Annotated in this window: 13 protein-coding genes; 7 read left to right on the top strand and 6 right to left on the bottom strand. The window is 65.5% G+C overall.

Annotation, left to right across the window (positions count from 1 at the left end):
• Nucleotides 1-65: 65 nt before the first annotated feature.
• Nucleotides 66-935, bottom strand: a complete 870-nt coding sequence (locus tag EN846_RS05290) for a helix-turn-helix domain-containing protein (RefSeq protein WP_127286814.1) — start codon at nt 933-935, stop codon at nt 66-68.
• A 94-nt stretch (nt 936-1,029) separates the two neighbouring features.
• On the opposite strand from EN846_RS05290, the gene EN846_RS05285 reads away from it, so the two are divergent.
• Nucleotides 1,030-2,574, top strand: a complete 1,545-nt coding sequence (locus tag EN846_RS05285; RefSeq protein ID WP_127286815.1) for a 4-hydroxyphenylacetate 3-hydroxylase N-terminal domain-containing protein — start codon at nt 1,030-1,032, stop codon at nt 2,572-2,574.
• Nucleotides 2,575-2,585: 11 nt separating this feature from the next.
• On the top strand, nt 2,586-3,095 hold the full coding sequence (locus EN846_RS05280; protein ID WP_127286813.1) for a flavin reductase: 510 nt from the start codon (nt 2,586-2,588) through the stop codon (nt 3,093-3,095).
• A 60-nt stretch (nt 3,096-3,155) separates the two neighbouring features.
• On the opposite strand, the gene hpaR is transcribed toward EN846_RS05280, so the two are convergent.
• Nucleotides 3,156-3,560, bottom strand: a complete 405-nt coding sequence (gene hpaR / locus EN846_RS05275; protein WP_245478510.1) for a homoprotocatechuate degradation operon regulator HpaR — start codon at nt 3,558-3,560, stop codon at nt 3,156-3,158.
• A 211-nt stretch (nt 3,561-3,771) separates the two neighbouring features.
• Here hpaR and EN846_RS05270 point away from each other — a divergent pair, with 211 nt between their 5' ends.
• Genes EN846_RS05270 through hpaH form a run of 5 tightly spaced genes read left to right on the top strand, consistent with a single transcriptional unit; the run spans nt 3,772 to nt 8,393 of the window.
• Nucleotides 3,772-4,158: a 5-carboxymethyl-2-hydroxymuconate Delta-isomerase gene (locus EN846_RS05270; RefSeq protein WP_127392545.1), complete on the top strand. Its 387-nt coding sequence runs from the start codon at nt 3,772-3,774 to the stop codon at nt 4,156-4,158.
• A 27-nt stretch (nt 4,159-4,185) separates the two neighbouring features.
• Nucleotides 4,186-5,703, top strand: a complete 1,518-nt coding sequence (hpaE, locus tag EN846_RS05265; protein WP_128346437.1) for a 5-carboxymethyl-2-hydroxymuconate semialdehyde dehydrogenase — start codon at nt 4,186-4,188, stop codon at nt 5,701-5,703.
• Nucleotides 5,704-5,717: 14 nt separating this feature from the next.
• Nucleotides 5,718-6,698, top strand: a complete 981-nt coding sequence (gene hpaD / locus EN846_RS05260) for a 3,4-dihydroxyphenylacetate 2,3-dioxygenase (RefSeq protein ID WP_127393933.1) — start codon at nt 5,718-5,720, stop codon at nt 6,696-6,698.
• Between the two features lie 19 nt (nt 6,699-6,717).
• Nucleotides 6,718-7,593 carry a fumarylacetoacetate hydrolase family protein gene (locus EN846_RS05255; protein ID WP_127393934.1) on the top strand — a complete coding sequence of 292 codons (876 nt, stop codon included), beginning with the start codon at nt 6,718-6,720 and terminating at the stop codon, nt 7,591-7,593.
• Nucleotides 7,590-8,393 carry a 2-oxo-hept-4-ene-1,7-dioate hydratase gene (gene hpaH, locus EN846_RS05250; protein WP_187331223.1) on the top strand — a complete coding sequence of 268 codons (804 nt, stop codon included), beginning with the start codon at nt 7,590-7,592 and terminating at the stop codon, nt 8,391-8,393. The genes EN846_RS05255 and hpaH overlap by 4 nt, the downstream gene beginning before the upstream one ends.
• A 213-nt stretch (nt 8,394-8,606) precedes the next feature.
• Here hpaH and EN846_RS05245 read toward each other — a convergent pair whose 3' ends face one another.
• The 4 genes from EN846_RS05245 to EN846_RS05230 form a co-directional block, all read right to left on the bottom strand.
• Nucleotides 8,607-9,623 (bottom strand): isopenicillin N synthase family oxygenase, encoded by a 1,017-nt coding sequence (locus EN846_RS05245; protein WP_128346436.1) that lies wholly within the window; start codon nt 9,621-9,623, stop codon nt 8,607-8,609.
• A 157-nt stretch (nt 9,624-9,780) separates the two neighbouring features.
• On the bottom strand, nt 9,781-10,434 hold the full coding sequence (locus tag EN846_RS05240) for a methionine ABC transporter permease (protein WP_127394220.1): 654 nt from the start codon (nt 10,432-10,434) through the stop codon (nt 9,781-9,783).
• Nucleotides 10,415-11,506, bottom strand: a complete 1,092-nt coding sequence (locus tag EN846_RS05235) for a methionine ABC transporter ATP-binding protein (protein ID WP_135858500.1) — start codon at nt 11,504-11,506, stop codon at nt 10,415-10,417. Before EN846_RS05235 ends, EN846_RS05240 begins: the two co-directional genes overlap by 20 nt.
• An 83-nt stretch (nt 11,507-11,589) precedes the next feature.
• Entirely contained in the window at nt 11,590-12,441 is an 852-nt protein-coding gene (locus EN846_RS05230; RefSeq protein WP_127393915.1) for a MetQ/NlpA family lipoprotein, read from the bottom strand.
• Between the last annotated feature and the right edge of the window lie 216 nt (nt 12,442-12,657).

Genomic DNA, 12,657 nt, shown 5'->3' with positions numbered 1-12,657 from the left:
AGTAGTGAGTATGAGTAGAATTTCGGTTCGAACATTTGTTCAATCCTCGCTCCGTTTACTACCTACTACTCACTACTCACTCTTTGTCTCCGCCAAGCCGCCGGCGACACCCCAACCGCCTGTCGAAAGAAGCGAGAAAAGTAGGCCGGATCATTGAAGCCGGTCTCGTAGGCGATGTCCTCGACCGTCCGGATGGTGAAGAGCAGCAGGCGCTTGGCTTCGACCAGGCGCCGGTCGCCGATCGCCTCGCGCACGCCCGCGCCGAGCACCTGGCGCGCGGCCTTGTCGAGCAGGTGGCGGGTGGTGCCGAGTTCCTCGACATAGCGCTCCACCGGCCAGTCCTCGCGGAAGTGCTGGTCGATCAGCCGCCTGAGCCGCCCGCCGAGCGCCACCGCCGCCGGCACCGCGATGGCATGCGATTGCGCATCGAGGCGGGCGATGCCCGACAGCGCCACCGCGATCAGCGGCGGCAGGATTCTTTCGACACCGGGCAGCCTGTCGGCATATTCCGCCTGGATCATCCTGACCGTATTACCCAATCTCTCCCACAGCGCGCCCTCGCCGCGCCCCGTGACGAAAACCGGCTGGTCGAGCTGCAGCGCGGACTGCTCGCCGAGCACCGCGAGTGCGGCATCGGCGACCGAGACGACGATGGCATCGGTGCCTGGTTCGATGTCGAAGCCATGCACCACGCCGCTCGGCATGAAGCTCACGGTGGGAGCGGAAAAACTCCAGGTCTTGTCCTCGATCCGATAGGTGCCGCTGCCACCCGTCCAGAAGGTGATCTGCGCCATTTGCGGATGTTTGTGCGCCAGAACCTGGCCGCGATGCACGGAAGCGCGCGCCTGCACCGTCTCGACATGCAGGAAACCGACGTCGAGCGCCCGTGCCGGCTCGCCGTAGACGAAGAATTCGGGAATGGCGGTCTGGCTCATGGCGGCCCGAAAAAGTCCAAGTGATTTATCGCTTTCGTCCATAAACCATCGCGCGGCTTGCGGCTACTCTCCACCAATCAAAGGGAGGATCATGATGCGATCGGAAGATTTCCGGGCCGACACGAAACGGCCGTTCACAGGCGCCGAATATCTCGCGAGCCTGCGCGACGGGCGCGAGGTTTATATCAATGGCGAGCGGGTCGCCGATGTCACCAGCCATCCGGCGATGCGCAATTCGGCGCGTTCGCTGGCCCGGCTTTACGACGCCTTGCACGACCCCAACCGGCAGGCGGCGCTGACCGCGCCGACCGATACCGGCTCGGGCGGCTATACGCATAAATATTTCCGCGTCGCCCATTCCGCCGCCGACCTCGCCCAGCAGCAGACCGCGATCGCCGACTGGTCGCGCATGTCCTATGGCTGGATGGGGCGCACGCCCGATTACAAGGCGGCGCTGATGAACACGCTCGGCGCCAATGCCGAGTGGTACGGCCCGTTCAAGGACAATGCGCTGGCCTGGCACAAACGCGCCCAGGAAGCGGTCCTGTTCATGAACCACGCCATCGTCAATCCGCCGATCGACCGCCACAAGCCGGCCGAGGCCGTGAAGGACGTGTTCGTGCACATCACCAAGGAGAACGATGCCGGCATCTGGGTGTCGGGCGCCAAGGTGGTGGCGACGTCGTCGGCGCTGACCCACTACAATTTCCTGGCGCAAAGCTCGGCGACGGTCACCGAGGACCCGTCGCTGTCGGTGATGTTCATCGTGCCGATGAACGCGCCGGGCATAAAGATGTTCTGCCGCGTCTCCTACGAGCAGACCGCCAATACGGTCGGCCAGCCCTTCGACTATCCTTTGTCGTCGCGCTTCGACGAGAACGACGCGATCCTGGTGCTGGACAACGTCTTCATCCCCTGGGAGGACGTGCTGGTGCTGCGCGACGCGCAGAAGATCCTGTCCTTCCATCCGGCGTCGGGCTTCATGCACGGCTACTGCTTCCAGGGCTGCACGCGCTTCACCGTCAAGCTCGACTTCCTCTGCGGCCTGCTCGCCAAGGCCCTGCGCGCCACCGGCGGCGATGCCTTCCGCGGCAACCAGGCGGCGCTCGGCGAGGTGATCGCGCTGCGCCACATGTTCTGGAGCTTTTCCAACGCGATGGCGCACAATCCGATCCCGTGGGCCAGCGGCGCGGTGCTGCCCAATCTGGAAGCGGCGCTTTCCTACCGCACCTTCATGTCGGAGGCCTATCCGCGCGTCATCGACACGGTGCGCCGGGTGATCGCCTCGGGGCTGATCTACCTGCCGTCCTCGGCCAGGGATTTCGACAATCCGGAGATCGACCGCTACCTGGCGCAATATGTGCGCGGCTCCAACGACATGGGCCATGTCGAGCGCATCAAGATCATGAAGCTGTTGTGGGACGCAACCGGCACCGAATTCGGCGGCCGCCACGCGCTCTACGAGCTCAACTATGCCGGTGCGCCGGAAGAGGTGCGGCTGCAGGTGCTGAAGGGCGCCGAGCGCGGCGGCCGGCTGAAGCAGATGGAGGAGCTGGTCGACCAATGCATGGCCGACTATGACGAGAAAGGCTGGACCGGCGACACCTGGCTGCCGCCGCTCTCAGCTGCGGCGAGTTGAGGAGGCCGGCCATGGAGGCGCAGGTCTCGAGGCTGGAATTCCGTGACGCCATGGCGCGGGTCTGCGCGCCGGTCAACATCGTCACCACGGACGGCCCGGCGGGGCGCGGCGGATTCACCGCCACCGCCATGTGCAGCGTTTCGGACGATCCGCCGACGCTGCTGGTGTGCATGAACGAGCGCTCGGCGCAGACCGGCCTGTTCCTCGCCAACCAGCGCTTTTGCGTCAACGTTCTCACCCAGTCGCACATGCATCTGGCGGGAAAGTTCGCCGGCGCGATCCGCGACATGGCCGAGCGCTATCAAGCCGCGCGCTGGCAGACACTGCCGTCCGGCATGCCGGCGCTGCTCGACGCCATCGTCAGCTTCGATTGCGAGATCGGCGCGGTGAACAAGGTCGGCACGCACAATGTGATGTTCGGCCGCGTCGTCGACATCCGCCACGGCAGCGACGAGGCGGCGCTGCTCTATGTCGGCCGCAACTACATGCAGCCGAGCGCTGTCGGCAGTTTCGGAGGGTGAGGAGCGGCGGTGCCTTCCCTTCTCCCCTTGTTGTGGGAGAAGGGAAGTCCCGCGCGACCTTCACCCCTCCGTCGACTCCGATTGGATCAGGCCTTCCAGCATGTCGAGCAGGCGCTCGTGCTGTTCGGCGCCGTAGCGCTTTTCGATCGCGTCGTAGATGGCGATGCGCTCCGGTGCCAGGTCCTCGATCAGCGCAAGGCCGGCCGGGCTGATGGCGAGCAGCGCGCGGCGGCCGTCGTCCTTGACCTTGTTGCGGGTGATGAATTCGCGCTCTTCCATCGCCTTGATGATGCGGGTGAGGCTGGGCGGCAGGATCGAGGCGCGGTTGGCGAGTTCGGTCGCTTCCAGCGGACCGGTCTCGGCAAGCACCCGCAGCACGCGCCATTGCTGCTCGGTGATGTCGTGGCGGGCAAGCATCGGCCGGAAATGCGCCATGATCACCTCGCGAGCGCGAAGCAGAGCCATCGGCAGGGAGCGACGAGTGCTCGGTGGTAGCAAAATCAGGTCTCCGAAAAATCCAATCCAGTACGAGTCGCAGTATTATTAGCACCCCGATCGCAGCTATATCCGCGATTTTGTCGGGAGCGGCAATCCCGCCGCCGGGACACAGAGAACGACGCTTGACATTCGATCGTCAAGATGTAATTCACATGTTAATTAAAAGGTGGAGGAACCTTTGCCCCATATGGCGATCGAATATTCCGCGAATCTCGACGCGAAGGTCGACATGGGCGCGCTCTGCGAGCTGGTCTCGCGGACCATCCTCGAAACCGGCCTGTTCGAACAAGGTGCCGTCCGGGTGCGCGCCTTCCGCGCCGAGGCCTATGCGATCGCCGACCGCCTGCCCGAGAACGGCTTCATCGACATGAACTTCCGTATCGGCAAGGGCCGCAGCGCGGCGGAAAAGAAGAGCGCAGGCGAAGCGATCTTCGCGGCGGTGTCCGAGCATCTGGCGACGCTGTTCGCGACGCCGCATTTCGCGCTCTCCCTGGAAATCCGCGAAATCGACGCCGAACTCAGCTGGAAGAAGAACGCCATCCACCCGCGGCTTCGCGGCAAGTGACTGAGCGCTAGAAAACAGGAAAGACCCATGGCGGCACTGGACGACAATCTGCGCAAGGCCGAGGCTTATCTGGAACGCTTCAGGAAGCACGGCGTGCTCAACCAGATCGGCGGGGAGGCGGTGCCTTCCGCCGACGGCTCGACCTATGGGACGATCTCGCCGATCGATCTGAAGCCGATCGCCACGGTGGCGCGCGGCAAGGCCGCCGACATCGACCGTGCCGCCAAGGCGGCGAAGGCCGCCTTCAAGGAGTGGGCGGCGATATCGGGCGATACCCGCAAGAAGCTGCTGCACAGGATCGCCGACGCCATCGTCGCGCGCGCCGAGGAGATCGCCTTCGTCGAATGCATGGACACCGGTCAGTCGCTGAAGTTCATGGCCAAGGCGGCGCTGCGCGGCGCCGAGAACTTCCGCTTCTATGGCGACCGCGCGCCCGAAGCCCGCGACGGCCAGACCATCCGCGCGCCGAACCAGGTCAACATGACGACGCGCGCGCCGATCGGTCCGGTTGGCGTGATCACCCCGTGGAACACGCCGTTCATGCTGTCGACCTGGAAGATCGCGCCGGCGCTGGCCGCCGGCTGCACCATCGTCCACAAGCCGGCGGAACTGTCGCCGCTGACCGCGCGCCTGCTGGTCGAGATCGCCGAGGAGGCCGGCCTGCCCAAGGGCGTCTGGAACCTCGTCAACGGCTTCGGCGAGGACGCCGGCCGCGCGCTGACCGAGCACCCCGACATCAAGGCGATCGGCTTCGTCGGCGAAAGCCGCACCGGCTCGATGATCATGCGCCAGGGCGCTGAAACGCTGAAGCGCGTGCATTTCGAGCTTGGCGGCAAGAACCCGGTGATCGTCTTCGCCGACGCCGATCTCGAACGCGCCGCCGACGCCGCGGTCTTCATGATCTATTCGCTCAACGGCGAGCGCTGCACCTCATCGTCGCGCCTGCTGGTCGAGGAAGGCATCTACGACAAGTTCACGGCGCTGGTGGCGGAGAAGGCCAAGCGCATCAGGGTCGGCCATCCGCTCGATCCCGAAACCGTGGTCGGTCCGCTGATCCATCCGGTGCATGAGGAAAAGGTCCTGTCCTATATCGATATCGGCAAGTCGGAAGGCGCGGTCGTCGCCGCCGGCGGCGGCAAGTTCAACGGCCCGGGCGGCGGCTGCTATGTCAGCCCGACGCTGTTTACCGGCGCCACCAACACAATGCGCATCGCCCAGGAGGAGATCTTCGGGCCGGTGCTGACCGCGATCTCGTTCAAGGACGAGGCGGAGGCTCTGGCGCTTGCCAACGACACGCAATACGGCCTGACCGGCTATCTCTGGACTTCCGAGGTCACCCGCGCCTTCCGCTTCACCGACGCGCTCGAGGCCGGCATGATCTGGGTCAACTCCGAGAATGTGCGGCATTTGCCGACGCCGTTCGGCGGCGTGAAAAGTTCGGGGATCGGCCGCGACGGCGGCGACTGGTCGTTCGATTTCTACATGGAAACCAAGAACATCGCGTTCGCCACGGCGCCGCATTCGATCCAGAAGCTCGGCGGCTGACCGGAGACCCAAAGATGCCCCTGCCCCAACCCAACCTCTACCCGGCTTTCAACATCGTACGGCTCAGCCACGTCGAGCTCGCCGTCACGGATCTGGCGAAGTCCCGCGCGTTCTATGTCGACACGCTCGGCCTGCAGGTGACCGACGAGACCAGCGACGCGATCTATCTGCGCGCGCTGGAAGAACGCGGCCATCACTGCATCGTGCTCAGGAAAGGCCCGGTCGCGGAAGCGCGCGACCTCGGCTTCAAGGTCTTTTCCGATGAGGACCTCGACAAGGCCGCGCATTTCTTCGACGGCAAGGGCCTACCGGTGGAGTGGGTGGAGCGCCCTTACCAGTCGCGCACCTTCCGCACCCGCGATCCGCACGGCATCCCGCTCGAGTTCTATTCGAAGATGGAGCGGCTGCCGCCGATCCATCAGAAATACGCGCTCTACAAGGGCGTGAAGCCGCTGCGCATCGACCATTTCAACTGCTTCTCGCCGAACGTCGATCAATCGGTCGCGTTCTACAACGAGCTCGGCTTCCGCGTGACCGAATACACCGAGGATGGCGAGACCGGCAGGCTGTGGGCCGCCTGGACGCATCGCAAGGGCGGCGTGCACGACATCGCCTTCACCAACGGCCTCGGCCCGCGCCTGCATCACGTCGCCTTCTGGGTGCCGACGCCGCTCAACATCATCGACCTGCTCGACCTGATGGCCACCACCGGCTGGCTGCCGAACATCGAGCGAGGCCCCGGCCGGCACGGCATTTCCAACGCGTTCTTTCTGTACATCCGCGATCCGGACAACCATCGCATCGAGATCTATTGCTCCGACTACCAGACGGTCGACCCCGATCTGGAGCCGATCAAATGGGACCTCAAGGATCCGCAGCGCCAGACGCTTTGGGGCGCGCCGGCGCCGAAGAGCTGGTTCGAGGAAGGCAGCGTCTTTGCCGGGGTGAAGCCGCGTCTGTCCGATCTGGCGGCGTCGCCAATCGTGGCGCCCTAACTGTGTGCGGAGTTTCAGCATGAGCGCGGCGCGCCTCGCCACTTTCACCGTCGGCGGCAAGACGCGCTACGGCGCGATCACCGACAAGGGCGTCGTCGACCTTTCGGCGCGCCACACCCAATGGCCGACGCTGCGCGAGGTGATCGAGGCCGGCGCGTTGCGCCGGCTGGCGGAGGAGGCGGATGCCTTCGCGCCCGACTTCAAGGTTGAGGACATCGCCTACGAGATCCCGATCCCCTCCCCGGAAAAAATCATCTGCGTCGGCGTCAATTTTCCGGACCGCAACGAGGAGTACAAGGACGGACAGGCCGCGCCCTCCAACCCGTCGCTGTTCATCCGCTTCCCGCGTTCCTTCGTCGGCCATAGCGCGCCGCTGGTGCGGCCGCCGGAATCGCCGCAGCTCGACTATGAGGGCGAGATCGTCATCGTCATCGGCAAGGCCGGAAGGCGGATCGCCGAGGCCGAAGCGCTCGGCCATATCGCGGCGCTGTCGCTGTGCAACGAGGGCACGCTCCGCGACTGGGTGCGCCACGCCAAGTTCAACGTCACGCAAGGCAAGAATTTCGACCGTTCCGGTTCGATCGGCCCGTGGCTGGTGCCGTTCACCGACGAGGCGCAGATCGCCGACATCTCGCTCACCACGCGCGTCAATGGCGAGGTCCGCCAGCAGGACCGCACTGGCCGCATGATCTTTTCCTTCCGCAAGATCATCGCCTACATCTCGACCTTCACCACGTTGGTGCCCGGCGACATCATCGTCACCGGCACGCCGACCGGCGCCGGCGCCCGCTTCGACCCTCCGATCTGGCTGAAGCCGGGCGACGTCATCGAGGTCGAGGCCGACGGCATCGGCCTGCTCCGCAACGGCGTGGTCGACGAAGGAGCTGGCCGATGATGACGGAAGCGCAGGTCGAGGATGCCGCGGCGAGGCTGTTCGAGGCCGAGCGCGAGCGCCGGCAGATCAGGCTGCTCAGCCTCGACTTTCCGCAAGCGACCATGGACGACGCCTACCGGGTGCAAGCGGCGCTGGTGAAGCGCAAGGTGGCGTCGGGGCTGGCGATCAAGGGCTGGAAGATCGGCCTGACCTCGAAGGCGATGCAGTCGGCGCTCAGCATCGACATTCCAGACTCGGGCATTCTGTTCGACGACATGTTCTTCGAGGACGGCGCCACGGTTCCGGCCGGCCGCTTCATCCAGCCGCGGATCGAGGCCGAGATCGCCTTCGTCATGAAGGCGCCGCTCGCCGGCCCGGACGTGTCTGTCGACGACGTGCTCGACGCCACCGACCATATCACGCCGGCGCTGGAGATCCTCGACACCCGCATCGAGCGGATGAACAAGGAGACCGGCAGGATCCGCACCTTCTTCGACACCATCTCGGACAATGCCGCCAATGCCGGCATCGTCGTCGGCGGCCGCTGGGCCGGGCCGCGCGAGGCCGACCTGCGCTGGATCGGCGCCATCGTGTCGCGCAATGGCGAGGTCGAGGAGACCGGGCTTGGCGCCGGCGTGCTCGACCATCCGGCGAAAGGCATCGCCTGGCTCGCCAACCGTCTGCATCAGTACGGCATGCGCATCTCCGCCGGAGAGGTGGTGCTGTCCGGCTCCTTCATCCGGCCGGTGGAATGCCGGCACGGCGACCAGATAGCCGCCGATTTCGGCCCGTACGGAACCATCCGCATCGCCTTCGCCTGACAGCGCCCATCCCGAAAGAAAAAAGGCCGGACGCGAATGCAGCCCGGCCAGAAATGAAGGTCAAACCTTCAGAGGGGAACACCGTTCGGCGCAATGGGAGGAGAACGCCGAACGATGAGTCCTATGTGGGCTTTGACCGGCAAGTTTGCGACGAACAGAATTCCAAATATCAGCCGAACCGCGAAATAATATCGCGCAAGCAGGACCGCGGCCTCAGCCAGCCGCTGCCGCCTCCAGCAGATCGGCATAGTGCCGGCGCGCCACATCCGGGTGGGAACGCAGGCGGCTCTTCAGCACATTGGTCCCGACGTCGCGAAACAGCGGATTGTCGGGGTCGCTTGCCGGACCGCGCGCCTCCGCCGCCAGGTCCTCGGGCAGGTCGAGCAGCGGGATCGTCGCGTCGAGCCGGGCGCTGAAGAAGAACGGCACCGAAATGCGCTCGACACCGGGCGGCGGCGTCACCACGCGATGGACCGTTGCCCGCAGATAGCCGTTCGAGGCCAGTTCGAGCAGCTCGCCGATGTTGACCACCAGCGTCTGCGGGATCGGGTCGACATTCACCCAATTGCCGTTGTACTCGACCTGCAGCCCCTTGTTCTCGTCCTGCAGCAGCAGCGTCAGGAAGCCGCCGTCCTTGTGCGCGCCGACGCCCTGGTCGTCGCCGGTGGCGTCGCGGCCGGGATAGCGCACGATCTTCATGCGATGGTTGGGTTCGTCGCGATAGATCGCATCGAAGGCGTCTTCCGGCTGGTCGAGCGAGAGCGCGAAGGCCTTGAGAAGGCGGATCGCCACCTGGGTCGCCTTGCTCTGCCAGGCAAGCAGCGCCGGTTTCAGCTCCGGCAGGGCGTGCGGCCACTGGTTCGGCCCCTGCAGCCGCGTCCAGGCCGGAATGCCCGGCCCCTGCGCGATCGTCGGCCGCTCGACGCCGATGTCGAGCTGCTCGCGCCAGTCGGCCTTGCCCTTGGTCAGCTCGCCGCCGGCGCGCGTATAGCCGCGGAACTGCGAGGATTTGACCATTTCGATCGCCAGCTTGTCGGCCTCCGGCAAGGCGAAGAACCGCCGCGAGGCATCGAGCACGTCGGAGATTTCAGAAGCCGATATGCCGTGGCCGGAGAGATAGAAGAAGCCCACGTCGCGCGCGGCCGTGCGCAGGTCGAACAGAAAGGTCCGCCGTTCCGAGGCGCCCTGGTCGAGGCGGTCGAGATCGAGCACGGGAATGATTCTGGCCATGGTCAGGCTCCTTTCGCGGCAGTGTGCGACCCCACCCCACGATGCCATGCGCGCGGCCCTGACCCAAGCAACGCACGATCCAATCTCGGCGCGAATGACGCAAAGCCGGCGCTGCATTCCGCTGTCGGCGGGCAAAGAACTTCCGGCCCTGCCATCATCAGCGTCGATCCAGCCTGGCGACCAGCCGGTCGCCCGCCCACTGGATGCCGCAGACAAGGATGATCAGGACGATGACCACGGCGACCATGACGCTGGTCTCGAAGCGCTGGTAGCCGTAGCGGATGGCGAGATCGCCAAGCCCGCCCGCGCCGATGGCGCCGGCCATGGCCGAGGCGCCGGCGAGCGTCACCAGGGTCACCGTGAAGCCGGCGACGATGCCCGGCAGCGCCTCCGGCACCAGCACCTCGCGGATGATCGTCCAGCGGTTGCCGCCCATGGCGCGCGCCGCCTCGATCAGTCCGTGGTCCACCTCGCGCAGCGACACTTCGGCGATGCGCGCGTAGTAGGGCGTGGCGGCGATCGACAGCGGCACGATAGCCGCCCAGGTGCCGATCGAGGTGCCGACGATCAGCCGCGTGACCGGGATCAAGGCGACGAGCAGGATGATAAAGGGAACGGAGCGGAAGCCGTTGATGACCGCAGCGAGGGCGCGGTTCACCCACAGGCTTTCGGCGATGCCGCCGCGATCGGTGGCGACCAGCGCCAGGCCGAGCGGCAGGCCGAAGACCAGCGAGATGAGGCCGGAGGCACCGGTCATCAGCACCGTTTCCCAGATCGAACGGATGAGAAGCTCAAACAGAACCGGCGACATGGCCAAGCACCTCCACCCGCGCCTCGCGGGTCTTCAGGAACGCAATGACTTCCAACAGATGCTTTGCATCGTTGCCGGGCACGGCGAGGAACAGCGTGCCGACGGGCTGCTGCTGGACATGATCGATGCCGCCATGGACGAGGCGAAACGGTCCCGGCACCGCAGTGGCGAGGTCCGACAGCAGCGGGCCGCGCGCGGCCTCGCCCGCGACATCGATCCTCAGGATCGTCTCGCCGCCGCCTGCCGGAGCGAGCCGGCTGGCGATCTCATCAGGCAGCTGCGGCCGGATGCCGCCGAGCAGGCTCCTGGTGATCTCGGACCTCGGATCGGCGAAGACCGACCAGACAGGGCCTTCCTCGACGATCCGCCCGGCATCGATCACCGCGACGCGGTCGGCGATCGAGCGGATCACCTCCATCTCGTGGGTGATGAGCAGGATGGTGAGGCCGAGCCGCCGGTTGATGTCCTTGAGCAGCGCGAGGATCGAGCGCGTCGTCTCCGGGTCGAGCGCCGAGGTCGCCTCGTCGGACAACAACAGCGCGGGGCGCGCGGCGAGCGCCCGGGCGATGCCGACGCGCTGCTTCTGGCCGCCCGACAGCGCGGCCGGATAGGCTTTTGCTTTCTCCGACAGGCCGACGAGTTCCAGCAGTTCAGTCGCGCGCGCCAGACGCTCGGCCCTGGGCCGGCCCTCGATCTTGAGCGGCAGCGCCACATTGTCCTCGACGGTCTTGGCCGAGAGCAGATTAAAATGCTGGAAGATCATGCCGATGCGGCGGCGCAGCGGCTGCAGTTCGCGCTCGCCGAGCCGGCCGATCTCGCGGCCCTCGATGACGACCTCGCCGGTATCCGGGCGCTCCAGCCCGTTCAGGCAGCGGATCAGCGTCGACTTGCCGGCGCCGCTGCGGCCGATAATGCCCAGTATCTCGCCCTTGCGCACCGCCAGCGAGACGCCGTCGAGCGCCGGCGTCGCGCCAAAGCGCCGCTTCAGGTCGACGAGGCGGACGACATCTTCCCGATCTGCCGGAGGGCTGTGCGCCGGATCGGCCACTTCGGCCGTGACATGCTGGTTCATCTTTGTTTCCGTTTCAGCGATCCGCAAACGCGATGGCGGCCCGCCGAACAGCGGGCCGCCTGCTGCTGCAAGCCAGGCGCCGATCAATAGGCGCTGATGCCGGTGCCCTTGTAGACCTTGTCGAATTCGGCCTTCACCGTTTCGTTCTGGTAGGACGCGACCAGCGTCTTCACCCAGGGTTCGTTCTCGCTGCCGACCTTGACGGCGATGAAGTTGCGGTAGGGATTGTCGGCCACCGGCTCCTGGGCAATGCGGTTGTCGGGACCGAGGCCGCTCTTCAACGCCCAGTCGGTGTTGACGACGGCGGCGTCGAGATCCTCGACCGAGCGGCCAACGATGCCGGCATCGAGTTCCTTGATGGCGACCTTCTTCGGGTTTTCCGAAATGTCGGCGGTGGTCGCCAGGATGCCGGTGCCGTCCTTCAGCTTGATCACGCCCTCGTTCAGCAGCACATGCAGGGCGCGGCCCTCGTTGGACGGATCGTTGGGCAGGCCGATGACGGCGCCTTCCGGCAGGTCGGCGACCTTGGTGTATTTCTTCGAATAGAGGCCGATCGGCCAGACGCCGGTATAGCCGACGGGGACGATGTGATAGCCTTGCGTCTTGATCTGGTTGTCGAGATAGGGCTTGTGCTGGAAGGCGTTGGCGTCGATCTCGCCGCGTTCCAGCGCCTCGTTCGGCTGGGTGTAGTCGTTGAAGACGACGGTCTCGATGGTGAGGCCTTTCTCGGCCGCCTGGGCGACGACGACGCGCCAGACATCCTCGTCCTCGCCGCTGATGATGCCGACCTTGATCGCCTTCTTGTCCTCGGCGAAGGAGGGCGTCGGCGTTGTGAGGCCGACAACGGCAAGCGCCGAGGCAAGAAGCGCCGCAAGTCCGGCGCGCCTGGTGATTGACGTAAAGAGAGTTTTTGAAGCGTTGCCGTGTCCGGACATGGTTCTTTCCTTGCGATCCTGAAATCGTTTCGGCTTGGCGGAATGCGAAGCCTTGATGACAGCATCGGCAATGCTGGGCGTCCGATCAAAGAACTGCTTTTCTTCTCAGGAACAGAGCAGGAAATATTCTCTCAAAGATTTCACGACAGCGAGCACGCCCGCCGGGGTGCGGGTGAGCGGCGGGAGGCGCCGCCTGGAATCGGCGGCGCGGCCATG

Source organism: Mesorhizobium sp. M4B.F.Ca.ET.203.01.1.1, assembly GCF_004791025.1.
GTDB lineage: Bacteria > Pseudomonadota > Alphaproteobacteria > Rhizobiales > Rhizobiaceae > Mesorhizobium > Mesorhizobium abyssinicae.
Note: the sequence above shows the minus strand (reverse complement) of the source record. Positions and strands in the feature narration are given on the sequence as shown.

What these genes read in the sequence shown, in the direction of transcription:
- EN846_RS05290 (WP_127286814.1), bottom strand. Translation starts at nt 935, where the DNA reads ATGAGCCAGACCGCCATTCCCGAATTCTTCGTCTACGGCGAGCCGGCA.
- EN846_RS05285 (WP_127286815.1), top strand. Translation starts at nt 1,030, where the DNA reads ATGCGATCGGAAGATTTCCGGGCCGACACGAAACGGCCGTTCACAGGC.
- EN846_RS05280 (WP_127286813.1), top strand. Translation starts at nt 2,586, where the DNA reads ATGGAGGCGCAGGTCTCGAGGCTGGAATTCCGTGACGCCATGGCGCGG.
- hpaR (WP_245478510.1), bottom strand. Translation starts at nt 3,560, where the DNA reads ATGGCTCTGCTTCGCGCTCGCGAGGTGATCATGGCGCATTTCCGGCCG.
- hpaE (WP_128346437.1), top strand. Translation starts at nt 4,186, where the DNA reads ATGGCGGCACTGGACGACAATCTGCGCAAGGCCGAGGCTTATCTGGAA.
- hpaD (WP_127393933.1), top strand. Translation starts at nt 5,718, where the DNA reads ATGCCCCTGCCCCAACCCAACCTCTACCCGGCTTTCAACATCGTACGG.
- EN846_RS05255 (WP_127393934.1), top strand. Translation starts at nt 6,718, where the DNA reads ATGAGCGCGGCGCGCCTCGCCACTTTCACCGTCGGCGGCAAGACGCGC.
- hpaH (WP_187331223.1), top strand. Translation starts at nt 7,590, where the DNA reads ATGATGACGGAAGCGCAGGTCGAGGATGCCGCGGCGAGGCTGTTCGAG.
- EN846_RS05245 (WP_128346436.1), bottom strand. Translation starts at nt 9,623, where the DNA reads ATGGCCAGAATCATTCCCGTGCTCGATCTCGACCGCCTCGACCAGGGC.
- EN846_RS05240 (WP_127394220.1), bottom strand. Translation starts at nt 10,434, where the DNA reads ATGTCGCCGGTTCTGTTTGAGCTTCTCATCCGTTCGATCTGGGAAACG.
- EN846_RS05235 (WP_135858500.1), bottom strand. Translation starts at nt 11,506, where the DNA reads ATGAACCAGCATGTCACGGCCGAAGTGGCCGATCCGGCGCACAGCCCT.
- EN846_RS05230 (WP_127393915.1), bottom strand. Translation starts at nt 12,441, where the DNA reads ATGTCCGGACACGGCAACGCTTCAAAAACTCTCTTTACGTCAATCACC.